Annotated in this window: 20 protein-coding genes and 2 pseudogenes; 14 read left to right on the top strand and 8 right to left on the bottom strand. The window is 61.3% G+C overall.

What is annotated here, in order from left to right:
• Positions 1-134: 134 nt before the first annotated feature.
• Both PQ457_RS19975 and PQ457_RS19970 read left to right on the top strand, forming a co-directional pair.
• Complete coding sequence (locus tag PQ457_RS19975; protein WP_273619557.1) at positions 135-1,484, top strand: dicarboxylate/amino acid:cation symporter; 1,350 nt, start codon at positions 135-137, stop codon at positions 1,482-1,484.
• A gap of 54 nt (positions 1,485-1,538) precedes the next feature.
• Positions 1,539-3,035: an alginate export family protein gene (locus PQ457_RS19970; protein ID WP_273619556.1), complete on the top strand. Its 1,497-nt coding sequence runs from the start codon at positions 1,539-1,541 to the stop codon at positions 3,033-3,035.
• Here the strand turns inward: PQ457_RS19970 and PQ457_RS19965 are convergent.
• Entirely contained in the window at positions 3,019-3,312 is a 294-nt protein-coding gene (locus PQ457_RS19965; protein ID WP_273619555.1) for a hypothetical protein, read from the bottom strand. The two genes, PQ457_RS19970 and PQ457_RS19965, sit on opposite strands and share 17 nt — an antisense overlap.
• Here PQ457_RS19965 and PQ457_RS19960 point away from each other — a divergent pair.
• Positions 3,288-3,668 (top strand): malic enzyme-like NAD(P)-binding protein, encoded by a 381-nt coding sequence (locus tag PQ457_RS19960; RefSeq protein WP_273619554.1) that lies wholly within the window; start codon positions 3,288-3,290, stop codon positions 3,666-3,668. The two genes, PQ457_RS19965 and PQ457_RS19960, sit on opposite strands and share 25 nt — an antisense overlap.
• A gap of 92 nt (positions 3,669-3,760) precedes the next feature.
• Here the strand turns inward: PQ457_RS19960 and cynR are convergent, their stop codons facing one another.
• Entirely contained in the window at positions 3,761-4,660 is a 900-nt protein-coding gene (gene cynR / locus PQ457_RS19955; protein WP_273619553.1) for a transcriptional regulator CynR, read from the bottom strand.
• A 99-nt stretch (positions 4,661-4,759) separates the two neighbouring features.
• Here cynR and PQ457_RS19950 point away from each other — a divergent pair, with 99 nt between their 5' ends.
• The 7 genes and pseudogenes from PQ457_RS19950 to PQ457_RS19920 form a co-directional block, all read left to right on the top strand.
• Positions 4,760-5,413: a carbonic anhydrase gene (locus tag PQ457_RS19950; protein WP_273619552.1), complete on the top strand. Its 654-nt coding sequence runs from the start codon at positions 4,760-4,762 to the stop codon at positions 5,411-5,413.
• A 77-nt stretch (positions 5,414-5,490) separates the two neighbouring features.
• Positions 5,491-5,961 (top strand): cyanase, encoded by a 471-nt coding sequence (gene cynS, locus PQ457_RS19945; protein ID WP_273619551.1) that lies wholly within the window; start codon positions 5,491-5,493, stop codon positions 5,959-5,961.
• Between the two features lie 318 nt (positions 5,962-6,279).
• The gene (locus PQ457_RS19940) at positions 6,280-6,744 is read left to right on the top strand and encodes a nuclear transport factor 2 family protein (RefSeq protein ID WP_273619550.1); all 465 of its coding nucleotides are present in this window, start codon (positions 6,280-6,282) and stop codon (positions 6,742-6,744) included.
• On the top strand, positions 6,741-7,316 hold the full coding sequence (locus tag PQ457_RS19935) for a TetR/AcrR family transcriptional regulator (RefSeq protein WP_273619549.1): 576 nt from the start codon (positions 6,741-6,743) through the stop codon (positions 7,314-7,316). The genes PQ457_RS19940 and PQ457_RS19935 overlap by 4 nt, the downstream gene beginning before the upstream one ends.
• 99 nt (positions 7,317-7,415) lie before the next feature.
• Positions 7,416-8,027: a pyridoxamine 5'-phosphate oxidase family protein gene (locus tag PQ457_RS19930; RefSeq protein WP_273619548.1), complete on the top strand. Its 612-nt coding sequence runs from the start codon at positions 7,416-7,418 to the stop codon at positions 8,025-8,027.
• Complete coding sequence (locus PQ457_RS19925; RefSeq protein WP_273619547.1) at positions 8,020-8,436, top strand: VOC family protein; 417 nt, start codon at positions 8,020-8,022, stop codon at positions 8,434-8,436. The genes PQ457_RS19930 and PQ457_RS19925 overlap by 8 nt, the downstream gene beginning before the upstream one ends.
• 25 nt (positions 8,437-8,461) lie before the next feature.
• Positions 8,462-8,785, top strand: a pseudogene (locus tag PQ457_RS19920) (transposase); the annotation flags it as partial.
• Between the two features lie 51 nt (positions 8,786-8,836).
• Here PQ457_RS19920 and mobF read toward each other — a convergent pair.
• The 3 genes and pseudogenes from mobF to PQ457_RS19905 all read right to left on the bottom strand — a co-directional run.
• Positions 8,837-10,687: pseudogene (mobF, locus tag PQ457_RS19915) on the bottom strand (MobF family relaxase); the annotation flags it as partial.
• A gap of 4 nt (positions 10,688-10,691) precedes the next feature.
• On the bottom strand, positions 10,692-13,166 hold the full coding sequence (locus tag PQ457_RS19910) for a type IV secretion system DNA-binding domain-containing protein (protein WP_273619546.1): 2,475 nt from the start codon (positions 13,164-13,166) through the stop codon (positions 10,692-10,694).
• Positions 13,150-13,449: a hypothetical protein gene (locus tag PQ457_RS19905; protein WP_273619545.1), complete on the bottom strand. Its 300-nt coding sequence runs from the start codon at positions 13,447-13,449 to the stop codon at positions 13,150-13,152. Before PQ457_RS19905 ends, PQ457_RS19910 begins: the two co-directional genes overlap by 17 nt.
• A gap of 801 nt (positions 13,450-14,250) precedes the next feature.
• Here PQ457_RS19905 and PQ457_RS19900 point away from each other — a divergent pair.
• The gene (locus PQ457_RS19900; RefSeq protein WP_420541018.1) at positions 14,251-15,543 is read left to right on the top strand and encodes an MFS transporter; all 1,293 of its coding nucleotides are present in this window, start codon (positions 14,251-14,253) and stop codon (positions 15,541-15,543) included.
• A gap of 61 nt (positions 15,544-15,604) precedes the next feature.
• Here PQ457_RS19900 and PQ457_RS19895 read toward each other — a convergent pair whose 3' ends face one another.
• From PQ457_RS19895 to PQ457_RS19885, 3 genes are all read right to left on the bottom strand, one after another.
• Positions 15,605-17,290 carry a CapA family protein gene (locus PQ457_RS19895; RefSeq protein WP_273619543.1) on the bottom strand — a complete coding sequence of 562 codons (1,686 nt, stop codon included), beginning with the start codon at positions 17,288-17,290 and terminating at the stop codon, positions 15,605-15,607.
• 73 nt (positions 17,291-17,363) lie between these two features.
• Positions 17,364-18,770 carry a sensor histidine kinase gene (locus PQ457_RS19890; RefSeq protein ID WP_273619542.1) on the bottom strand — a complete coding sequence of 469 codons (1,407 nt, stop codon included), beginning with the start codon at positions 18,768-18,770 and terminating at the stop codon, positions 17,364-17,366.
• Between the two features lies 1 nt (position 18,771).
• Positions 18,772-19,440 carry a response regulator transcription factor gene (locus tag PQ457_RS19885; protein WP_273619541.1) on the bottom strand — a complete coding sequence of 223 codons (669 nt, stop codon included), beginning with the start codon at positions 19,438-19,440 and terminating at the stop codon, positions 18,772-18,774.
• Between the two features lie 133 nt (positions 19,441-19,573).
• Between PQ457_RS19885 and PQ457_RS19880 the strand changes: the two genes are divergently transcribed.
• From PQ457_RS19880 to tcuC, 3 genes are all read left to right on the top strand, one after another.
• Positions 19,574-20,626 carry an ABC transporter substrate-binding protein gene (locus PQ457_RS19880; RefSeq protein ID WP_273619540.1) on the top strand — a complete coding sequence of 351 codons (1,053 nt, stop codon included), beginning with the start codon at positions 19,574-19,576 and terminating at the stop codon, positions 20,624-20,626.
• The gene (locus PQ457_RS19875) at positions 20,623-23,439 is read left to right on the top strand and encodes a TonB-dependent receptor domain-containing protein (RefSeq protein WP_273619539.1); all 2,817 of its coding nucleotides are present in this window, start codon (positions 20,623-20,625) and stop codon (positions 23,437-23,439) included. The genes PQ457_RS19880 and PQ457_RS19875 overlap by 4 nt, the downstream gene beginning before the upstream one ends.
• Before the next feature lie 66 nt (positions 23,440-23,505).
• Positions 23,506-24,807 (top strand): tricarballylate/proton symporter TcuC, encoded by a 1,302-nt coding sequence (gene tcuC, locus PQ457_RS19870; RefSeq protein ID WP_273619538.1) that lies wholly within the window; start codon positions 23,506-23,508, stop codon positions 24,805-24,807.
• The last annotated feature ends 149 nt before the right edge of the window (positions 24,808-24,956 follow it).

The raw sequence follows: 24,956 nt of genomic DNA, 5'->3' as shown, positions 1-24,956 counted from the left end.
AATTGAATAAAAATAGATATTATGCATTTTTGTTGTGCCTTCTTTCCGCATCTCGCCCGACCATAAGTTGGGCGCAAGGCCACGGACCCGCAGAAGGTTCGCCACGGCCCAAGGAAAGGACTGAAGGCCAAGCCATGCATCACATCGCCTCCACAGGCGCCATCGCGTCGCCCTCCGACATGCGCCGCCCCTGGTACAGACATCTCTATGTCCAGGTTCTGTTTGCCATTGCCGCAGGCGTGCTGCTCGGCCATTTCCAGCCCCAGTGGGGCGAGGCGATGAAGCCGATTGGCGACGCCTTCATCAAGCTGGTCAAGATGATCATTGCTCCGGTCATCTTTCTGACCATCGTGACCGGGATAGCGGGCATGCGCGATCTGGCCTCGGTGGGCCGGGTGGCGGGCAAGGCCTTTGCCTATTTCCTGACCTTTTCCACGCTGGCGCTGTTTGTCGGGCTGATCGTGGCCAATGTCGTCCATCCCGGTGCGGGGCTGAATATCGATCCGGCCACGCTCGATGCCGCAAAAGTCGCCGGCTATGCCGAAAAGGCGCATGAAACCACGGTCACCGGCTTTCTGGTGGCCATCATCCCGGACACATTCGTCGGCGCCCTGTCCGAGGGCAGCATTTTGCAGACGCTGTTTGTGGCGATCCTGATGGGCACCAGCCTTGCCTTGCTGGGCGAACGCACCGAGCGCCTTGTGGCGGCGCTGGAGGAGGTGTCGCTGGCGATTTTCAAGGTGGTGGCGATCCTGATGCGGGCGGCTCCGCTGGGTGCGTTTGGCGCAATGGCCTTCACTATCGGCAAATATGGCACCGGGGCGCTGGTCCATCTGGCCGGGCTGGTGGCCACGTTCTATCTCACCTCGCTGCTGTTCGTGATCGTGGTGCTGGGTCTGGTGGGCTGGGCCTGCGGCTTTTCGATCTTCAGGCTGGTGGCCTATCTCAAGGATGAACTGCTGCTCGTGCTGGGCACATCCTCGTCCGAAAGCGCGCTGCCCAGTCTGATCGAAAAGATGGAGCGGGCCGGTTGCCCCAAGTCGATTGTCGGCCTTGTCGTGCCGACGGGCTATTCCTTCAATCTGGACGGCACCAATATCTATATGACGCTGGCCGCGCTCTTCATCGCGCAGGCCTGCAATGTGGATCTGTCCCTTGGCCAGCAATTGTCGCTGCTGGCGGTCGCGATGCTCTCGTCTAAGGGCGCAGCGGGGGTAACGGGCGCGGGCTTCATCACGCTGGCGGCTACCTTGTCCATCGTGCCCAGCGTGCCGGTGGCGGGCATGGCGCTGATCCTGGGCATCGACCGCTTTATGAGCGAATGCCGCAGCCTGACCAATTTCATCGGCAATGCGGTGGCCACGGTCGTCGTTTCGCGCTGGGAAGGCAAGCTGAACACGGCGCAGCTGGCGCTTGCCCTGAATGGCGGGGCCACCGCCAGCGCGCCCTTCACCCCTGCGCAGGCCCCTCAGGCCGCAGAATAAAAAGACAAAAGGGGCGGCGCCAAGACTGCCCCGACTGACCGGAGAGTTCCCCCCATGACCAGTTTTCCGCGACGCCCCGGCGGCGGCGCTGCCCTTTTGCTCGCCCTTTTTTCCAGTGCTGCGGCCCATGCGCAGGTGGTCGGCCCGCCCGACGGCATCAGTCAGGCGCTGGCCGCGCCCCTGTCCGAAGCCTATCCGGCCGATGGCGCGGGCGACGGGGTGACCAGCGCAGGCTATAACCAGTCCCGCTGGGTCGAGGATTGGAGCAAACTGCGCGATCCGGCCAAACGGCGGAGCATCATAGACCATCTCAAATTCATCCCGCTCGATGCGGCGGGCGACATTTACCTTACGCTTTCGGGTGAATGGCGGTTGCGCGTGAATGAGACTACCAACCCGGACCTGAAAGATGCGCAGGCCCAAAGGCAGGATATCGCCCGCATCGTGGGCGGGGCGGACCTGCATATCGGTCCGCATATCCGCGTTTATGCCGAACTGGCCCATGCGGGCATTTCGGGGCGCAATATCGGTACGCCATCGGGTTATCTGGACAATACCGCCATTGTTCAGCAGTCCTTTGCCGATGTCACCGCCAAGGTGGCCGGGGTCAAGCTGGGCGTGCGCTATGGCCGCCAGACCTTTTCCGACGGGCCGAACCTGCTGCTGGTGCCGCGCGACAATAACACGATCTTTCTGTCCTATAACGGTTTCCGGGGCTGGGCGAAGGCGCGGCATATGCGGATCGACATGTTTGATTTTACTCCCACCCGCCCCGGACAACAGGGCACGGGCGACGATCTGAACAAGGACACGCGCCGGTTTTCGGGTATTTCGGGGGGCTTGCGCATTCCCAATGACTGGCTGGGCGGATCGAAACTCTATCTCGATCCCTTTTACTGGCGCCTGCGCAACACGGCGGCGATCTGGGGGCCGACAACCGCCCATGAGGTGCGTGAATTCTACGGCCTGCATCTGTGGGGCGATGCCGGGCCGGTAAACCTTGACTGGACCGTCAACTATCAGGGCGGGCATTATGACAATCGCCCGATCTCGGCCTGGCAGGTGCTGATGGCGCAATCCTATCGCCTTGGGCGCAACCACTCGGCACCCCGCGTGGGCTTTCATGCCGATTATGCCACCGGCGGCGGGGCCTTTGGCACGGGCAAGCTGACGACCGCGCTCGCGCCCCTGGGCAACAATATCTATTACAGCTATCAACTCTATGCCACGCCGACCAATCTGGTCGCTATCGCGCCCAATGTCAGTTTCCAGCCCGCATCGAACCTGCGCGTATCGCTGGAATATCAGTTCTCATGGCGCGAAACGGTTCATGATGCGGTTTATCGCGCCAATGGCACGGCCTTTGCCGGAACCCAGAATGCGGCGGGGCGCAAGATCGCCGAAACCGCCCGCGCGCAGGCCGTCTGGACTCTTTCGCCCCACGTCTCCGTGACCGGCCGTTATGAGCATCTCCACGCAGGGCTGGCGTTGACCAATGCCGGTTTCAAAAGCTCGGATTTCTTCGCCGGCTGGATCAGCTTCCGCTTCTGAGTGACGGGAGGATATTATCACATTGCATGGCTACGGCACGACAAGAGCGCTTTTGAGCGATCCGCTGACCAACAAGAGCACCACCTTTGCACAGGAGGAGCGCGATCATTTCGGCCTCCACGGCATGTTGCCGGCCCATGTTGCTACGCTGGAGGCCCAGATCGAGCGGCGGCGGCGTTGGCTTGATGCGCTGCCCCACGATTTCCATCGCTATATTTTCCTGCGCGAGCTTCAGGACACCAATGAGATCCTGTGTCAGGCGCTGGATCTGCCCCATATGCTGCCGCTGGTTTATATGCCCACGGTGGGCGAGGGGGGGGCAGCGTTTCAGCCAGATCTGGCGCAAGGCGCGCGGCCTGTGACCGGCCCGTTGTCTTTCCGCTGTCCCATCCGGTCTCGCATGGCAAAGCCCATCCCGCCGATGTGCCGGCATCGAGCGACGGGCGGGCCATCATCGGCACCGGCAGCCCCTTTGCCATCGAAGGCATCACACAGGTCAACAATGTCTATGTCTTTCCCGGCATCGGCCTTGGCGTTCCGGCGGCCCGCGCATCACCGGTGAGTGACGCGATATTTCTGGCCACAACCGCTTGCCCCAGATCAGCCCGAGTGGCGGCCATGGCAAGATATTGAACGCCCCGGTCGCTGGGTCCGGGTCTTGCTCGTAAGGCAGGCTTCCCTGTCGCCATTTGTGACCTCCGGGAAAGCCGAGGCGGTTCAGTCAGCTATTTCAGCAAGGCCGCGCCAAGATTTTGCACAAACAGGTCGAGCGTATCAACAAATGCCCTCGCCGCGGCGGAACGATAGCCGCCCTCTCGTTGCAGTAAGACCACCCTGCGTTCCTTGATCGCAGGGAGGAGCGGCCGAAAGCGCAGATCGTCTCTTTCAAAAGCGACGGCATCAGGAAGAACCGTCACCAATGAACCGGACCTCACAAGTTCGATGAGGGTTGTCATCGAACTTGTTTCGATGACAACCTTCGGCTTGATCCCATGCTGCTTGAAATGCTTGTCGATGGTTTGGCGTGTGGCAAAGCTTTCGCTTAACAAAACCATCTCCTGGCTCTCGACACACGCAATATCGATCACATCGGTCGCCATCACCGCGTGATCGTGCCGGGCAATCAGCGATAACCGTTCGGTGTGCAGTGGTTGCAAGGCAATGCCGGTGACGCTGGAAGCCCAGAAGGCAATGGCGCAATCCAGCTTGTCATCGGCAAGCGCGGCTTCAATCTCGTCCTGCGACAAGGCGAGCAGATCGAGCGTGATCCCGGGATATTTCTCGCGGAACCGCCGTGCGAGCGGCGCAATCAGATAACCGCTGAAGCTGGGGGTAAAGCCGAGGCGCAACCTGCCGGAGCTGAGATCATTGACATCACGCGCGGCGCGGCCTGCCGCGTCAATCTCGCGAAAGGCCCGGTGCACATGGCTCAGGTATGTTGCGCCAGCATCCGTGGCGCGCACAGATTTTCCCGAACGGTCCAGCAGTTGCACGCCCAATTGCTCCTCCAACTGGCGGATCTGCTGCGACAGCGCGGGTTGGGATACGTGCAGGGCCTGAGCCGCGCGCGTGAAGCTGCCATGTTCGACAACCGCCGAGAGGTAACGAAGGTGACGAAGGAGCATCTGTATAACGCCTGCTTATAGAGCTGATCGGTTTCCAGTCTTGGACAATTATAGGCGGGAAGTCGATACCTGCCTCAACAAGACAAGGAGATCGATACAATGCAAAGGCTGATCGAAGGGTTCAAAAAGTTCAGGGAAGGGGAATATCCCGAACGCATTCCTCTCTTCCAAGACCTCGCCACAAAGCAGGAGCCGGGCACGCTCTTTGTGACCTGCTCGGACAGCCGGGTTGTCCCCGAATTTATCACCCAGAGCGAACCGGGTGACATGTTCGTCATCCGCAATGCGGGCAACATTATTCCCTCGTTTGGTCTTCATCACGGCGGCGTTTCCGCAACGGTTGAATATGCTGTCGCCGTTCTGGGCGTCGCGGATATCGTGGTATGCGGTCACTCCGATTGCGGCGCAATGACGGCCATTGCCAGCGGCGCCGACCTGAGCACCCTGCCGGCCGTTTCAAGCTGGTTGCACCATGCCGATGCCGCAAAGGCGATCAACGACGCCCATTCGCATAGCTGCAAGTCCAGCAAGGTTGCCGGAATGGTGCGCGAAAACGTCATCGCCCAGCTTGCCAACCTGCGCACTCACCCCTCCGTCGCTCTGGCTCTCTCCGAGGGACGCGTTCGCCTCCACGGGTGGGTCTATGACATCGGTGAAGGCTCGATCATGACCTATGACGCTGCGAGCGGTCGGTTCATGGATCTGGTCGAATATCCTGAGACGGACGCGACCGGCTTAGCCTTCGCCGCCTGACGGCCTGCCAGCAAGGACGCTGGATTTCCGCGCCCATCGTGGGCGCCCCCTTACCAAACCAGATGAAAGGAAAAATCATGACACAAGTGCAAGTGACCCAGACCGCCCGCAAGGCGCTGACCGAAGCCGTGATTCAGGCCAAGGCGCAGAAGAAGTTGAGCTGGACTGCTATCGCTGCCAACAGCGGCCTCTCGCGCGAATTCGTCACCGCCGCCCTACTCGGCCAGCACCCGCTGCCCGCGAGCGCCGCCGAAGCCGTCGGCGAAACGCTCGGCCTCACCGCCGATGAGATCGCGCTGCTTCAGGCAATCCCGGTTCGTGGCAGCTTTCCGGAAGGCGTGCCGACCGACCCGACCATGTATCGCTTTTACGAGATCATTCAGGTCTATGCGACGACCCTGAAGTCTCTCGTTCACGAGGATTTCGGCGACGGCATCATCAGTGCCATCAATTTCAAACTCAAGCTTGAAAAGCGCGAAGACCCCGAAGGCGGCCACCGCTGCGTCATTACGCTCGACGGCAAGTATCTTCCCACCAAGCCCTTCTGACAGGCTGGCTGCGACTCACCCAGGGCCGAAGTCGCCGCCTTCGCCTCACATTTCCTCCGGCGTCCTGTCGTGCAAAGGCGCAGGCTCTGACACATAAAGTACTGATATTTCTGCGTTGTTGGCGAATGAGCCAAGGCGTCAATTTACTGTATGAAAAACAACTTGTACCTATCGGTAAAACATTGTACCGATAGGTACAGACGGGCGGCCCGGCATGGGAATTCCATGAACCGCCGGACCTTCATCGCTGCCCTACCTGCTGTGGCTCTTACGGCCCCGGCGCTTGCCAAGTCTCCTCACCTCTCGAAAGGAAATCCCATGTCCCGTCCCCCGTTGCCCCCGTTCACCCACGATAGCGCCGTTGAAAAGGTCCGCTTGGCCGAAGATGGCTGGAACACCCGCGATGCGGCCAAGGTCGCGCTGGCCTACACGCTCGACACCCGCTGGCGTAACCGGGTCGAGTTCGCGACCAACCGTCAGGAGGCGCAGGCCTTCCTTGAGCGCAAGTGGAACAAGGAACACGAATACCGGCTTATCAAGGAATTGTGGGCCTTTACCGGCAACCGTATTGCGGTGCGCTATGCCTATGAGTATCGTGATGACGCCGGTCAGTGGTACCGGGCCTATGGCAACGAGAATTGGCAATTTGCTGAAGACGGACTGATGTCAAACCGCCACGCAAGCATCAACGAAATGCCGATCAAGGACGCGGACCGCCTGTTCCACTGGCCGCTCGGCCGCCGTCCCGATGACCACGCCTCGCTGAGCGACCTCGGCCTGTGAAGGTCAAACGCGCCCTCACTGACCGCGAAAGCGCCATCCCGGCGCTGGCCGAAGCCTTTCGCGAACACGGCTTCGAGGGCGCGACTTTGGCAACCCTGTCCAAGGCCACCGACCTTGGCAAGGGCAGTCTCTACAACTTCTTCCCCGGCGGGAAGGAGGAGATGATGGAGGCGGTTCTTGAACATATCGACGGCTGGTTCGCCAAGGCGATCTTCTCCCCCTTGGAGCAGGTTTCTGATCCCGCAGCGGCGGTCACGGCCATGTTTGACGATGTTACCGCCTATTTCCGCTCCGGAAGGCGGGTATGCGTGGTCGGGTGCCTTGGGCTGAATTCTTCGGGTGAGACCTTCGCGGTCAAGGTGAAGGATTATTTTGCACGCTGGATCGCTGCGTTGGCCCATTGCCTCGAAGTGGGTAAGGTTCCAACGGCGCTGGCTCTGGCTGAAGAGGCGGTTTCCGGCATTCAGGGCGCCATCGTTCTGGCGCGGGCGCTTGGTGATGAGGCGAGCTTTGAGCGCATCGTTCACCGCCTCCGGTCGACCTTGCTGGATGCCATAAATCGCCAGGGCTGACGCTAAGCGTGCAGTCGCGGCGGCCCTTGCCACTGTGCGAAATTGCGGCTGCATTTTGATCGGCGCGGTCGTGCCGACATCCTTGAATGGGAAGATCTCATGTCACACAACTTCCTGAAGATTATGTTCGGCCCACGATCACGCGCGATGCAGGAAGCCGACGGCTCGCGGGCATCCTATGCGCGGATGGAGGCGCGCGCGGGCGAGACGGACATTCTCACCAGCCGCGAACTGGATTTCATTGCCGCGCGCGACAGCTTCTATCTGGCCAGTCTCAGCGAAGAGGGCTGGCCCTATGTCCAGCATCGCGGCGGACCGGCGGGCTTTTTGCGCCAGATTTCCGGAAACCGCCTTGGCTTTGCCGACTACAGCGGCAACCGTCAGTTTCTCTCGACTGCGAACCTGGCCGCCGACGACCGGGTCAGCCTGTTCCTGATGGATTATCCCAACCGGCGTCGGCTGAAACTGATCGGCCATGCCCATACCGCCGACGATCCTGAAACGGTCGCGGCGCTGATGACGTCAGGTTACGATGCCGTGGTAGAGCGGGCCTTCGTGATCGACATCATCGGGTTCGACTGGAACTGCCCCCAACATATCACTCCCCGCTTCACAGAGGCGCAGATTGCCGAAGCCAACCGGCCCCTGCTGGATGACATTGCCCTGTTGCGCGCCCGCATTGCTGAATTGGAAGAATTGGATCATGGCTGAGAAACTGACCTGCGGTGTTCACCATGTAGGCCTCACTGTTCCCGATCTCGATCAGGCACACGCATTCTTCTGTGACGTGCTGGGTTTTGATGTGGTCGGCGGCAGGCCGGACTATCCCGCGATTTTCGTGTCTGATGGCACAATCCTTCTCACTCTCTGGCGCGCGGCCGACCCGATTACCGCCCGCGCTTTTGATCGCCGCGCCAATATCGGCCTGCATCATCTGTCACTGGCTGTCCCAGACGATGCCGCTTTGGATGAGGCATGGGAAAAGATAAGCGCCCATCCCGAAGTCGTTGTTGACATGGCGCCCGAAGCGATGCGCTCAGGGTCGTCGATGAGGCATTTCCTTGTCTTCATTCCCGGCGGCATCCGCCTCGAATTCGCGACCACTAAAATAAAGGCATAAAAGTGGCCTCAGGGGAAGAAGGGCGATAGGCGCGGATTGGCAGACGCATCTCGAGCTTTGGCTTGACCCATTTCTCAAGGGTCTTGGCAACAAGACGCGGCGGCGGACGTGTCCAGCCTATGTCGGCGGATTGATTGGGCCGGGCGATCACAAGAGCATTCAGCCGATGCCCGCCAGAGCCAGTGAGATCAGCAATGACCGCCTCCACCATTTCATCGGCGCTGGCGTCTGGGACAGCGCCTCGCCGGAAACCGCATTGTGGAACCAAGCCGATGCACTCGTGGGCGGGGAGAAGGCCTGGCTGATTATCGATGATACGTCCATGCCCAAGAAAGGCACCAGTGCGCTGCCGCAGACTGGTGGACATATGGGCCATGCTGGGCGCATGGCTTTGCAGCAGCACGAAAGCCTTGCCCGCCTCGATCGGCAAAAGCTGATACCGGTCGCCCACCATCACCAGCTTCTCGACCGCAAAGGCATTGGCGATCGTGGTAAGGTGGACCATCGCTTCATTGGCGACCAACGAGGCTTCGTCGAGCAACAGGAACTTGCCCGCAAGCTCTCCACGCGATGCCTCAAAGTCCGGCCCTTGCCCGCGCATTGCATTGGCCAAATGGGCATTGATAAAGGAAGAGACCGTCTGCGCCTTGATCCCGGCATCATCACGGAGCTGGTTCACCATCTTGTTGGCAAAGGCCAGCCCAAGCACTTCGCGCCCCTCGCCCTCCGCGACACGGGCGATGCGGTCGATCATGGTCGATTTACCTGCCCCCGCCACGCCTTGCACCAGAACCACGCGATCCGGCGAGGAGAGGGCGAGGGTGGCCGCTTGCATCTGCTCATCGGTCAGCGGAGCCGGGTTCTGCAAAAGCGCAGGTTCGACCGAGGCCAGCTTTTGCGAGGCCACCTCCGCATCGAACAGCCCATGGCCCTGTTCGCGCCCGATATCGATGGCGGCCAGCAACTGGCGCTCCTGCTGCAAATGCTCCGGTGTGGTCACCTGCGTAACCACCCCATCAAGCCTTTCGCTCTTGCCGGGGACCAAATGGCCAAGTTTAAGCAATTGCCGCACCCGGTTCTCCGCGCGCAGGATGGTGACATTGGCCAGCCCAAGATCGAGCGCAGTCTTGGTGATTTCGTGCAAGCCAAAGGCGGCCTCCCGCTGCCCCAGAATGCGGATGGCCGAAGCCACCGCCATCTCTGTGCGGATTTCACTCGGGCTTAGCGTCAGGCGCCGCAAGCCGTTGGTGGTGAGCGGATCAGCCGGACGAAGCCAGAGGCCGAAAGTCGAGCGGATCCGCTCGATAATCCCCTCTGCTACGGCAGGATCCCGCACAGGCTGACTGAGCGAGACATCAGGCCTAGCTCGTGCCGCCACCTGCTCGACCATGGCTTTGGCATCAAATCCCAGCGCGGCGGCGCGCTCCTGCCATGCCTGATAGAGGGCGCCCTTGTCCTCGACATTGGTCTTGTTGTCGCGCGTGCCCAATACGACCGCATCCTGTCCCTGCGGGGTGGCGATGCCGAGCGCCGCTACGCGCCCAAGGATTTCTTCGCGCCGCTGGCTGAAGGCGCGGGAGACTTCCCTGGGCACATCGCTGATCTCGAACTGACTATGTTTGCCCGAAAGCTCGGTGCCATAGCCCAGAGCCTCGACCTTCTCACGGAACTGTGCGTGATAGACGCTGCCGATGGTGGCATTGGCACTCCAGATTGCCCCGTTGAAGAGGGCGCGCCAGTCGCCATTGGCCGCCTGACTGATTGCGGCCACCACGACATGGATATGCGATTGGGGATCGAGCTTGCGGCTTGTGTCATGTTCGAACATCGCCCAGACGAGATTGCCTGACCGTACTGGTTCGCCATTACGGCTGCGCTCATAGGAACGCACCTCGGCATGGGTCTTCTCGACCCAGCGCATGGTCTCACGTACCGCCTGCCGATGGGCTTCGAGCAGACGAGTGTCACGGCCCACCAGCGCAAGCACGCTGGCCGATTTGGGCATCGAGAAGGTGAGGTCGAGGCCCATGCGGCGCCCCTCGACCTGATTGACGAGACTGCCATCGGGCAATTGGCCTTGCAGCAGTTCCTGAAACGGCTGCTTCCCGACTTCCCCTGCAAGGCCGAGCAGGTCGGCCCCCCTGCCGCCCCAAGCGCTGAACTCCGCCGTGCCCTCGCCGGTATAGTAATCATCCTTGGCAAAATAGGCGGCCGCGCCGCCCGCGCTGCGCACAGAAGAAATAGAGTGCATCGCCTTACATCCCCATACCGCTGTCATCGCCAAGCGCTGGCCCACCATGGTGTGGTCCATGGCCATGCCCAGACCCATGCCCATGATGATGATCATGGTGCCGATCCTGCTCGTCGACCACGCCGATGCCGGTGCGCTGATCGATCAGCGCCTGTTGTTCGCGGTGAGCGGAACGTTGGTCTTTGGACCTGTCAGCTGTTCCGGGTAGGGGTGCTTGCTTGTCCTGCCCCTCGCGGTCGCGCTGTTCAACCGGGCCGCCCAGCCTGAGCGGCTGCTCGACAAAGGCGGCGCTTGAGGTTGGCTTGGTGCCGCTCTCCTCGGCCAAAGGCCTGTCACCGACGTGATTGGGCGGCGCACCGGTGCTCCGCGTATCGGCTTGCAGATCGACCGATGTGATCTCGCGCGCATCGATGCGTGTCTCGTCCGCCGTAGCCCGGGCCTCGGCCTCCTGCTGCCGTTCGACCTCGGGCAGTATCTCGGTCCGATCGGCAGGGCTTGACGGGGCTGCATTCTCCCGCCCACCGTCGCCAGCGCCCTCATCGTCATTCGCGGGCTTGAATTCAGAGAAGCGAATATCCTTCTTCTCGGCAACGGGCTCGGCAATGATCGGGTAAGTTCGCCATTCAAGATGGATGCGCGCAGCAGGAAAGCCTTCGGGGAATTTGATGATGCCGTAGAGCGAAGGAAAGTTCATGATGTCATCGGGCAGGATGAGCGGCTTGACCTCGGTGCGCGGGGTGATGGTGGCGGCATCGCGCGACATGGCAGCGCCAATCGAGTAGGCCTCATCGACCTCACGCACTTCGCGGTTCCCGACGATGCCGGAGCAGAATTCTGCCGTCGCGCGATCCGCCGCCGTCAGCATCAGTTTGGTGCGGGCAAGGGCGGCCAGATTGGTCGCACCCTCGCGGCCATAGGTCTCGCTCAGACGCTCGAAACTATGGATGCCGAGTAGGAACGCCCCGCCATAGGCGCGCGCGGTTTGCAGCCCGTGTTCGAGCGCGGGAAGGCGATGCAGGGCATGGACCTCGTCGAAGAGGAACCATGTCTTGAGCCCGGCATTGCGCTCGGTTTCCAGCTGGGCGTTGACCGCCAGATCCATCCACAAGGTCATCAGCGATCGCGTCACATGGAGATGCGTATGGGTCGAGGTGATGAAGAGAATGGAGCCGGAATTGGCCTCATCCCTGATCCAGCGGCGGATGGAAAAGCGCGCCGGATCCTTCGCGCCGACATCGGGCAGATAGCGCAGCACCTGCGCATTGGTGTTGAAGACCGCGCGGATGGATTCGGCCATGCGCGAGGCCTGTTCCGAGGTCAGCGGGTCGGCCACGGTGTTGCGCAACTGGGCATGGATATCCTTGAGGCTGGCATACATCAGGCGGTGGGCGATGGCGGCATTGGTGGTCTCGCCGCGCTCCTGCAATTTGATGCACATCTCGACGAAGAGCGTGCGCGCAGCCATCACCCAGAAGGGTTCGGAATTGGCGCCATCCGACGGGATCAGCGCGGCTGCCGCTGCGGTAAAATCGACATGGCTCCGGCAGTCGGAGAAGATAGTCCATGGCGGGCAGCGCGTGTCGAGCGGGTTGATGATATGATCTTGTCCCTCGCGATAGAAGTGTTGCACGAAGACGCCGGTGAGATCGAAGATCACACAGCGATGGCCACGTGTCCGCGCCTGCGCGATGAGGTCGAGCAGCACCGTTGTCTTGCCCGTGCCGGTGGTGCCGATCAGCATGCCATGGGTGCGTTCCAGATCCCAGGGGTAGGGGATACCTGCAATCGCATAGGGGACATGCAGACCCAGCTTCTGACGCCGGGCAGACGGTGCAAGCGCGACCTTGTCGGGATCAAGATCGGGATACCTGTCGGCCACTGCCTTCGTCAGCTTGTGATGATTATAGGTGGTGATTTCGGAGAGCAGAACATCGCGCTCAACCAGCATCGCGCCGCGCTCATGCCGCTCCTTCATGATGTCCGAGCCGCGCTCGCGGGCAAGGCTGAAGAACCAGATGGTAAGTGGGACCGAAAAGAAGGCAGCGCCGATACAGGATGCCCAGAAACAGCGCCATGCCTTGTGCCAGGCAAGCATGACATGCGGGTTATAGGGCACCGCCCCCATCGGCAGATGGACGATGCGGCCATCGGGCAAAGTGAGGTTGATCAGATGCCTTGGATTGAAATCTACCCAGTCCCACAAGCCGGAATAGATCCGCATCTCGACGAGCTGCACCTCATGCTCATCCATGCGGATCCAGAGGAAGGCGCAGAGCAGCACGAAGAAGCAGGCCAGCGCGATCAGCAGGGGCACTTTGATGCCCTGCCAGGCCATCATATACTGAAGGCGAACCAATTGCGTGCCGCGGGTGAAGCTGCCGAGATTGCGCACCACATTGCCGCGCGCTGATGCATGGGCAATGCGGGCAGGGCGGTTCCGGTCGAACCTTATGTCCTCGTGCTCAGGCCTGATAGCCATGATGCACCGCCATGCGTTTGATCACGAGGGAGGGGAGCTGCTCGGCTTCCTCAGGGAAATTGCGGCTCATCTGAAAGTCGATGGCGGCTTGGATATATTCCAGATTGGCGGCCAGACGGACAAGGTCGCATTGAGGAAGAAAGCCGGCAAAGGGCAAAGCGATCTGCACCAGTTCGCGCAGCACATGGCTGACATTGGCGCCGCGCTTTTCGGCAAGGTCGCGGATCTGATCGGCGCTGGCCTGAGGCAGACAGACTGAGAGAGTTTTGGTTCTTTGTGTCACAAACCAGCCTTTCGAAAAGGCATGGTTCGGGTATCGCACAGCCACTCTAGCGGAGGGACATCCCGGCGTCCAATCGGGAATGGGGATTTAGGATGTTAAATCCTATATAAGACAGGTATATCAATACTTTGGTGGAATATGGGCGGCGCATTTAGCATATTAAATGTCGATTTAGTATCTTATATCCGGTCGAAATGACGGAAAACCATTCTTGTGCAATGGTTTAATCTTACGGCAGCCGTGTAGGGTGTGCTGAGAACTGAAGGAACTGGCCCGGCATTCGCCTGTGGGTTGTGACCCGCAGAAATCTGCGAAAGCGTGGCCGTTCCGGTGGTCACATTTAGCCCTCCGGGCGCTTGAAGTCCACCCCGTTGGAGGCCTTGGGCTACCCGGCAGCCACTTTGGGATCGCAAATTGCGGGGGTGATTTGGAGCAAACTCACGCGCAAATCGGCTGAGAAACGGAGGCTTTGGAAGACGCCTTGCATCGACGTCGAACCCAATTTCTGGTTCATCGAATTGCCCTGCTTTTTGCGAAGCTTTGCCTGATTGAAATTGAGCGCTGAGATGCAGAAAACTTATACCCTTGTGGCCGGACGAACTTTCTTGTCTCGATTCCGGACAGCAGCGAATTTATGCTGACCTTCGGCGAAAGAAAAGCGCAGCGTTTACCTGGTGAGCGCATCGATCTGCGTTGGCGGCGGTTCCGGTAACCCTGTCTGAACCTTTGAAAGGCTGGCGAAAGCCCGGCTCATTAAGCGATGTTCCATTAAAATCGATAAGGGCATCGGCTTTTTGCAGGCTGCTCCGGGAGTGGATGATGGAAGAAATCGAGCGCAGAACCATTCGCAAACTTTCGGTCAGGCTGTTGCCTGTTCTGATCCTTGGCTATCTGATCGCCTTTATTGACCGGTCCAATATTGGCTTTGCCACGCTGACCATGGGGCCGCAGCTTGGCATCGGTTCGGCGGCATTCGGCTTTGGCAGCGGCCTCTTCTTTGTCGCCTATGTTCTGTTCGAAGTGCCCAGCAACCTCGCTCAGGAGCGTTTCGGCGCGCGGCTGTGGATCGCGCGGATCATGATCTCATGGGGTCTGGCCGGTCTCGCCATGGTGGCTGTGCGCGGCCCGGTCAGCTTTTCGCTGGCCCGGTTTCTGCTCGGCGCGGCGGAGGCGGGCTTCTTCCCCGGCGTCATTCTCTACCTGTCGCAATGGTTCCCGCGCGCGCATCGCAGCCGGATCGTCGCGCTGTTCATGGTTTCGATCCCGCTGTCGAATGTGGTCGGATCGGCGCTGTCGGCGATGCTTTTGTCGCTGGATGGCATGCTTGGGCTGCGCGGTTGGCAATGGCTGTTTCTGCTGGAATCGGTGCCCGCGATCGTGCTGGGGGTGCTGGTGCCTTTCGTGCTGGCCGACCGGCCGGAGCAGGTGCGATGGCTGAGTGCGGACGAACGGGCATGGCTGGGCAATGCGTTGCTGGCAGAGCAGGCCGATGCAGGGGGCAGCCATGGTTCGGCATGGAAAGTGATCGCCGACCGCCGGGTCTGGGCGCTTGCCCTGATCTATTGCGGCAGTTCGGCGACCAGCAATGTGCTGTCCGTATGGCAGCCGCAGATCATCCAATCCTTTGGCCTGACGCTGTGGCAAACCGCCTGCCTCAATATGGTGCCCTTTGTGGCGGCGACGGGTTTCATGATCTTCTGGGGCCATCGCGCCGATATTCGGGGGAGCCGGATCGGCCCTACGGCGGGGCCGTTGATGGTCACTTCCGCTGCGCTGTTCCTGATGCTGGTGACGAGTTCACTGGTGGCGACGATGGGTTTGCTGGTGGTGATGCTGGTGGCCAATTATGCCCTGAAAGGGCCTTTCTGGGCGCTCTCCAGCGAGACATTGGGCGCGCGCGATGCGGCGGCGGGGATCGCGGCGATCAATGCGCTGGCCCATCTCGGCACCTCGGGCGTGAACACGCTGTTCGGTGTGCTGCATGAGCGCAGCGGTTCTTTCGGGGTTGCGCTGCTGCCGCTGGCGATCCTGACGCTGGCGGGCTGCGGCATGACGCTCCTGCTGGGTCAATCGCGTCTGGCGGGGAGAGCCTGACACGAAAAGGGGCGATGAAGTTTGCGCTTCATCGCCCCCTCCGCTCATTCATTCCGGGCGATCACTTGAAGCGAATATAGCCCACGCCATCCTCGATGGTGATGACGGTGCCAAAGGGTTTGGAATATTCGACGATCTCGTCGAGGATCTTTTTGGCGACCTCGGGCGATGGCTTGCGCGGGATGCCGACCTGCGAGCCGGGGCGTGGGGTCTGGCCCAGATCGACCGGATAGATCACCACTTCCTTGAGCTTGCCGCCGTCGAAATTGGTATAGGCGACATAGGATTCGAGCGTCGGCTTAAGCTGCCAGAAGCCCTGAAATTCATGTTCGCCCACAATCGGGCCGCCTGTCGCATTGGCCGCCGCATTGGCTTCCTCAAATTCCTTGAACGGGCCGTGGAAGGCGCCTTCGCCCGGCTTCTGTCCCGGATAATGGCCCTTGGGCAAAGGCATGATGGCGGATTGGAAAATGAAATTGGAGGTGCCGTAAAATATCGGCTTGCCCTTGTAGATCTCGATGCCCTTCAGCGTATGGACGCCTTGCCCGACAAAGACATCGACCCCCTGATCCACCGCCATATGGGCGAATTTGATCTCGAAATCGGCGGGGAAATGATCGTAGGAATAGGCTTGGAAATCATAACGGTTCTGGTGCCAGTGGATATTGGTCACCAGCACGTCGGAGGCCTGTTTGGCGGTGCGGATTTGCGTGAGGATCTCGCGCAGGTCCTGCGGGTTCATGTCGAAACTATGTTCGCCGGGACGGTCCATCACGCGAAACTGCGTGCCAAAGGCTTTGAGGTCGCCGGTTCCCGGCTGTCCGGCAATATCGCGCAGCAGCACCATCTGCGCCGCCGTCACACCGTGAAACAGCGTCAGGCGCAGGGAATTGCGGATGCCGTCCTCCGGTCCCGGCGGGCCATCGCCGGGATAGAGCGCGGGCTTGGCCATAGGCTCATCAGAAGGGACCGTGGCGGTGGTAAAGGTCAGGCCGAACAGCTTGGCCTCGCCATCGGCATCGGGCGCGGGCAGGGGAACCGGCACTTCAATCTCGTCGCGGCGCGCCAGAATGGCCGCTTTCATGGCGCGCACCCCGGCAAGCTGGGCGGGCGAGACATGGACCCGCGTACCCCCCGCGCAGCAGGCATCCAGCCCGCCCAGCGCATAGATGCCCGCAAAACCGACCAGCCCCTTGGGCGTGGCGAAATAGCGCGCCATGCGGGCTTCGGGCAGGCTGTGAGCGATGCCGGCATGGGTTATGCCTACGCGCTCGACCTCTTTCAGGTTGTTCCAGACGCCCGGCGCGCGCGGGTCCTTGTTATTGGCCCGGCTGACCAGATCAATGCCCATCAGGCGCCAGTCATCGGCCACTTCCTTCGTCGCCAGATTGCCCCCGGCATGGGCGAAATTGTCGAAATCCATGATCTCGTTTTCAAAATCGCCGGTGGTCACATCGGCCTTGCGCAGGGGCTCGATGGCGGCCCGCACGGCCGGGTCATTGGAGGTGGCGAATGGCTGGAATTGCAGCAGATCGCCGACGCTGGCCACGCTGAAGGGCTGTGTGATCTTGAGCGCCAGTTCCTTGGCCTGGTCCGGCTTTCTTGGCACGCCGCTCGACCCGTCGAACTTGCGGGCGCCATAGCCGACATTGCTGGCCACCTGCGCATGGGCATGGGCGCCCAGCATCGCGCCGATGGTCAGAGCCGAGGCGACACACATGCGCCAGCCAGAAGATCTTTTGGACATTACACTCTCCCGCGGGGGCGATCGGCCGCCCCTCTCGGCCCTGCTTTTAGGCGCGCTGGCTTTCGCAAGCCTTTCATGGCTGTGCTTCCCCGCCCGGAATGGTCAGGCGAACCAGCAGGCCCCGCCCACCATTGCCGCTATCGCCGCCATCGCCCAGTTCCACCCGCACTCCGGCCGTGTCGGCCAGCGAGCGGACAATAGCCAGCCCCAGCCCGCTGCCATTTGTGTCATAATCGCGGGGCAGGCGGTGAAAGCGCTGGAACACCGCGCTGCGCTGATCGGGGGGAATGCCGGGGCCGTCATCCTCGACCTCCAGCACCGCCTCGTTCCCGGCGTGCAGCACGCGCAGGGTGATGCAGCCGTCCGCTCGCCCGTAATGGATCGCATTGTCGATCAGATTGCCCAGCATTTCGGCCAATATCAGCGGGTCGATGGCGGCCATGACGGGCGTCTCGGCATCGAGATGGATCTCGATCCCGCGCTTGATCGCTTGGGGGGCCAATTCCCTTGCCGTCTCGGCCACCAAAGCGTTGAGTTCTACCGGGCGCGCGGCCTGTTTCAACCCATTCTCCGATCGCGCCAGCGCCAGCAATTGATTGAGCAACCGTTGCAGCCGCCCCGCCGAAGCATCTACCTCGGCCAGCGCCATCTGGCGCTCGGCCTCGGTAATCCCGCCCTGCCGCGCCAGATGCAGATGAGCGCGCAGCGCGGCCAGCGGCGTGCGCATCTGGTGCGAGGCATCGGCGGTAAATTCCCGCACGCGGCGGGTGGTGCGGTTCAGCCGCTGAAGCAGATTGTTGAACGCCTCGATCAGCCCGCGCAATTCCCACGGCGCCTGCGTTGCATCGAGCGGCACGAACACATCGGCATTGGCCCGCCGCGCATCCATCGCCAGACGCAGCCGGGTCAGCGGTTGCAGCCCCCAATTGACCGCCGGGCGGATCAGCAAGGCGGCAAAAGCCACCAGCGCAATCTCCAGCGCGACCAGCCCGGTCAGCATCCGGCGTTCGAGCAAACCGCGCTCATCGAGCGTTTCGGCCACCTCGACCACCACGGGCGGATGGTTGTCGGTCAGATAGCGCGCCTGCGTCGCCACGCGCACATTCTGCCCCAGATAGCGGTCATAGCGATAGAGCGTTTCATCGGGCGCGGGCATGGCGCCCGCCACCGGAAAATCGGCATAGCCGGTGATGATCTGGCGCCCGGATCGCACCACGTAATAGACATTGTCGCGGGCGCTGTCCTCCAGCATGCCAAAGGCGCCGGGGGGCACTTCGAGACTGACCTTGCCGCGCTCCAGCGTGACGGTTTCCGACACCGCATTGGCCGATGCGCGCAGCACCCGGTCCGATGTGCGCTCGGCAAAATTATGGATATACCAAGAGCCGCTCAGGCCCAGCAGCAGGGCAACCCCGGTCAGCGAGGAAACCAGCACCACCAATTGGCGCCGCGCCAGCGACCATCCTGCCCCCAACACCATGTCAGGACACATCCATCATATAGCCGAGCCCGCGCAGCGATGTGATCTTTGGCCCATCCGGCGCCAGTTTCTTGCGCAGGCGGGTGATGTAGACCTCGACCGCGTTCGAGCCGACCGGATCATCATAGTCAAATACCTCGGAGAGCAGCCTGTCCTTGGGCACCACCTTGCCCGCGCGCGAGGCCAGCGCCCATAGCACCGACCATTCGCGCCGGGGCAGGACCAGCGGGCGATCGGCAACAGTCGCGCTGGTGGCGGAAAAATCGCATATCAATTGTCCCACGCGCAGCAAAGGGCTGGCCGATCCCGCCGAGCGGCGCACCAGCGCCCGGATATGGGCCAGCAATTCATCGGCATCAAAAGGCTTGCCCAGATAATCGTCGCCGCCAAGATCGAACCCCTGAATGCGGTCCTCGCGCTCATGCCTCGCGGTCAGGAACAGCACCGGCACCGTGGCCCCGCGTGCACGCAAATGCCGGATCGTTTCAAAGCCAGACATGCCGGGAAGGCCGACATCGCATATGATAAGATTATAGGGTTCGGCCTCTGCCACTTCGAGCGCTTCCTCGCCCGAACGCACCGCATCAATGGCAAAACCGGAATTTTTTATAAGTGTAATCAGTCCACTAGCCAGTGTCCGATCATCTTCAACAAGGAGAACCCGTGCCATGACTGCAATTTCCTCAAACCATGAAAGGCCGGTGAAAGCCTCCAAGCCTAGTACCGCTTCAACAAATACAAAAGAGGCGAGGATGGACAGGCCACAATCGGCCCCCGGCAAAAGGGGGGGCTTTTCATATTTCTTGGCGGCACCCCTGATGCTTGCCGGATGTTCGGGTGTCGATGGTGTGCGCCCCGGTGTGGAGCAGGCGCTGGTCATCTACAGTTCGACCGACCGCGCCCAGTTTGACGAGGTCGCGAGCGCGTTCAACCGCATCTATCCCCAAATCGCCATCCGCTATGAATCGCTCTCGGCCAGCGATGTTTATGAGCGGGCGCGGCGCGAGATCAACAGCGGCAGGCCCGCCGTCGATCTGGTCATCAATTCGGCGATGGATCTTCAGATCAAGCTGGTCAACGACGGCTATGCCCAGACCTATGCCTCGCCCGAGGGCGCCGCGCTGCCCGGCTGGGCGGTCTGGAAAAATCAGGCCTATGCCGTCACCTCCGAACCCATCGTGATCGGTTACAACAAGCGTCTGGTGGCGCCCGCCGATCTGCCGCGCGATCATGACGAACTGGCCAGCCTGCTGCACCGGCGTCCGGATGCGTTTCGCGGGCGGGTGGCCATGTATGATCCCAAGGCCAGCCCTACCGGCTTTCTCTATATCACCGAGGATCTGCGCATCGACCGCGACAACTGGGATCTGGTGGCCGCGATCGGTCTGAGCAACCCGCAATTGTACAGTTCCACCGCGCGGATGATTGATGATGTCAGCCGCGGCAAGATGCTCTTTGCCTATAATCTGATCGGTTCCTATGCGCTGGACCGCGCGAGCCGGGATCCCAATTTCGGTGTGTTGATCCCGCGCGATTATATGCTGATCGGATCACGCGTGGCATTGATCGCGCGGGGCGCGCCCCATCGCAATGCGGCGCGCGCCTTTCTCGATTTCATGCTCTCGCGCGCCGGACAGGCCGCCTTCAGCCATCACGGGATGATCCCGCTGCGCCGCGATGTGGCGCGCGATGACATGCCGATCCGGGCGGGCAATGCGCGTGCCATCCATGTCGGGCCTTCGCTGATGGCGGGCCTCGACCACAGCAATCGCGAACGCTTTTTCGCCAAATGGGACGCCTCCGTCAGGGCGTCGAACGCCATCATAACAACCAGAACAGGGAGTGGGGAAACATGATATCCAAAAATACCATGAGCATGGGGGCATCGCTGTTTGCCCTTGGGTTGAGCTGCGGGTTTGGCGCCACGGAGGCCATGGCGCAGGAACAGGCTGCGCCCAATGCGGTGACCGCTGTCGACATTGTGGTGACGGGCTCGCGTCTGCGTACCACCACCTTTTCAACGCCAACCCCGGTGACGGCCCTGACCAGTGCGGCGCTGGAATCAGCCTCCCCCGGCAATCTGGCCGAAGGGCTCAAGCAATTGCCCTCCGTCGTGCCCACCGGCGGCCAGACCGCAGGCGGCGGCACGCGGGCGGGCGGACAGAATTTCCTCAATCTGCGCGGCCTTGGCATTTTGCGCACGCTGACGCTGGTGGATGGCCGGCGTTTTGTCCCGGCCGATCCGCGTCTGGTCACGGACGTTAACCTGATCCCGCAAATGCTGGTCGATCGGGTTGATGTGGTGACGGGCGGCGCCTCGGCCACTTATGGTTCGGATGCCGTGGGCGGTGTGGTCAACTTCGTCCTCAACCGCAAGCTCGAAGGCCTGCGCTATACGGTCAGCGAGGGCATTTCGCAGCGCGGCGACAATCAGGAATTCAAGGCCTCGCTGGCCTATGGCACCAAGTTGGGGGGCATCGGCCACCTGATTTTGGGCGGCGAATATTATGATGGTTCGGGCGTTAAGGGAGAAGCGCGCGATTTCCGCAACACCGCGCCCAACCTGCTGCGCAATCCCTCGGGCAGCCCCACGCTGGTGACGGGTTCCGATCTGCGGACGCCCTACACGCTGGGCGGGTTGATCGTGAATGGCACGGGTGGCACCACGGCCAACAATGCGCTGATCCGGGGCATGAAATTCGCCCCCGATGGCACGCTCAGCGCCTATAATTACGGCACTTTGGCCACCGATGTCGGCGTCACCAGCGGTACGCAGAATGGCGGCGACGGCTATCGCGTGTCGACAGGCCAGGAAATCGTGCGCCCGTTGAAGCGCCGCTCGATCTTCGCCCATGCCGATTTTGAAATCACCCCTTCGATCAATTTCTTCGTCGAGGGCACCTATGGCTGGACGATTTCGAATTTCCAGAGCAGCCCGACCACGACCACGCTCTCCATCGCCCGCAGCAACCCCTATCTGGCGCAGGCGGCCCCCGCGCTGGTGGCGCAAATGACCGCGCTGGGCGTGACGGGCTTCAGCATGAACCGGCTGACCATGGAGTCCGGTCCGACCTATACCGGCAATGAGAACACCGCGATGCGCGGTCTGGTCGGGCTGGAAGGCAAGCTGGGCGGGTTCAAGTGGGATGTGTCCTATCAATATGGCCGTACTGACAACCACAGCCCGACCTATAACAACCTCATCACCGCCAACATGGCCCGCGCGGTCAACACCGCCCGTGACAGCAGCGGCGCTATCGTCTGCGCCGACACGTTGAGCGCCAACGCAACCCTGCGCGCGGCGGCGGCGGGATGCGCGCCTTTGAATCCGTTTGGCGCGGGTGCGCCCTCGGCGGCGGCCATGGCCTATGTGATGGGCACTTCGGTGTTCGATACGCGCAGCGAAATGCAGGTGGCCGACGCCAATATTTCGGGCGATCTGTTCAACCTGCCCGCCGGGTCTGTGGGCCTCGCGCTGGGCGCGGAATGGCGCAATGCCAAGGCCACCACGACCTCGGATGCGCTCTCGCAGGCGGGCGGCTATCGTCTGGTCAATCAGCAGAACTTCATCGGCCAGTATAACGTCAAGGAAGTGTACGGCGAACTCAACATCCCGCTGCTGATCGACAAGCCCTTCTTCCACCGCCTCTCGGCCAGCCTGGCCGGGCGCCACACCGAATATTCGACCAGCGGCGGGGTGAACACTTGGAAGGCGGGCCTGAACTGGCAGATTTCCAATGATCTGAAACTGCGCGGCACGATCTCACGCGATATTCGCGCGCCCAATCTGGAGGATCTCTATGCCTCGGGCCGCCAGAACAACCTCACGATCACCGATACGCTGACCAACCGCACCTATTCGGCGGTGCCCAATCAGACCTATGGCAACACCGCGCTGCGCCCGGAAAAGGCGATCACCAAGGTGTTGGGCGTGATCTATCAGCCGAGCTGGTTTAGCGGCTTCAACGTTGCGGTCGATTATTATGACATCAAGATCAGCGATTCGATTTCCAATATCGGCGGCCAGACGGCGGTGGATCAGTGCAACCTGACCAACCAGACCTCGCCGCTCTGCGCCTTTGTCACCCGCGATGCGAGCAATGCGGTGGTGGCCACGCGCACCTCGCCGATCAACTTCTCCTCGCAACAGACCATTGGCGTCGACATCGAGGCGCAATATCGCACCACTCTGCGTAATGAGGCCCGGCTCGGCTTCCGCCTGCTCGCCAGCTATGTCGCGCATAACCGCACGCTCAGCCCGCTCATTACCAATCCGGTCGATGATGCGGGCAATATGATCACCCAGTCGAGCGGCTCGGTTCAGCCGCATTGGCGCGGCAATCTGATCGCCAATTATGACAGCGACCATGTCAGCGTCATGCTGCAAGGCCGTTATATCGGCGGGATGATCTGGGATAAGACCAAGATCGTGGGCGTCGATACCGACTTCGGCTCGGTGGGTGCGCAATTCTATCTCGACGGCGAAATCTCGACGAAGTTCAAGACTTTCGGCGGCGAGCAGACGCTGTTCCTCAATGTCCAGAACATCCTCGATCATCAGCCGCCCTTTGCGCCCATCACCACCGGCGCGACCCCGCTGCCCACCCAACCCGATCTCTATGATCAGGTGGGCCGCATGTTCCGTGTCGGCATTCGCGGCAAATTCTGAACCACCCTTGGGGAGGGGGGCAACACGCCTTCCTCCCGCCTTTTCCCCCTTCATGCGGAGCGCACCATGTCAGGTGACAAGAATGCCAGCTGGGCAAAAACCAAAGCGGTGTTCATTGTTTCGAGCGGCAATTTCCTCGAAATGTATGATTTCATGGTCTTTGGCTATTATGCCAAGGCCATCGGCAAGGCCTTCTTCCCCGCAGTCAATCCGGCGGCATCCTTGCTGCTCGCCTTCATGACATTTGGCGCAGGCTTCCTCATGCGGCCGGTCGGCGCGGTGGTGCTGGGCAGCTATATTGACCGGCATGGCCGCCGTAAGGGGCTGCTGTTGACGCTGGCGCTGATGGGGGTGGGCACGCTGGCGATTGCGGGCATGCCGACCTATGCGCAGATCGGCCTTGCCGCGCCTTTGCTGGTGCTGCTGGGGCGGCTGATTCAGGGCATGTCGGCGGGTGTCGAAGTGGGCGGCGCCTCGGTCTATCTCTCCGAGGTGGCGACCGACGGGCGGCGCGGCTTTTTCGTCGCATGGCAATCGGCCAGCCAGCAGGTGGCGGTAATCTTTGCCGCGCTGGTCGGGCTTTTGCTCAATTCGCTTATGCCGCCGGGCACGATGGAGACATGGGGCTGGCGCATTCCCTTTGTGCTGGGCTCGCTGCTGCTGCCATTTTTGCTGCTGGTGCGCCGCGCACTCAAGGAGACCGAGGCGTTTGAACACAGCACCTCGCGGCCCGACCTGCGCGCCTCGCTCGATGCGATCCTGGCCAATGCGGGCGTCGTCCTGCTGGGCATGGGCATGGCGGTGACGACCACGGTGTTCTTCTATATGCTCACCGCCTATACGCCGACCTATGGCACCAGTGTGCTCAATCTGACGCCCGCGCAATCCATGCTGGTGACGCTGATGGTGGGGATGACCAATTTCGTGCTGTTGCCGGTGATGGGCGCGCTGTCGGACCGGATCGGGCGGACGCCGCAATTGATCGCCTGTTCGCTGCTCGCCGCTTTGGTGGGCTATCCCGCGCTGCAATGGATGGTGGCGGCGCCTTCTTTTGAGCGGTTGGTGATGGTCGATCTGCTGCTGGCGGCGATTTATGCCGGTTATAATGGCGCGCTGGTGGTGCATCTGACCGAGATCATGCCCGTCCATGTCCGCACCACCGGCTTTGCGCTGGCCTATAGTCTGGCCACGGCGATTTTCGGCGGCTTCACGCCCGCGCTCTCGACCTATCTGATCGAGGCGACCGGCGACAAGGGCGCCCCCGGCATCTGGCTGACCGGGGCGGGGCTGATTAGTCTGCTCGCCGTGATCGCGGTGGCGCAGATGACGCGGCGCAGCAGCGAGGAGAAGTCTTTGGTAGGGATTTGATCATTAGCCTTAATCGCAGGCATTGGTTCCAACGTCGCGGTGGCTTGTATTGGAGATATGCAGCATGGCTAGATCAATAGCCTTTATGAAGCGCTTTGTGTGATCCTGTTCTTCCCGTTTCTTTGGCGATCTGTCCTATCCGCTTTACA

The organism is Novosphingobium humi, assembly GCF_028607105.1.
Lineage (GTDB): Bacteria > Pseudomonadota > Alphaproteobacteria > Sphingomonadales > Sphingomonadaceae > Novosphingobium > Novosphingobium humi.
The sequence above is the reverse complement of the archived record's forward strand: the minus strand, read 5'-3'. Positions and strand labels throughout refer to the sequence as shown.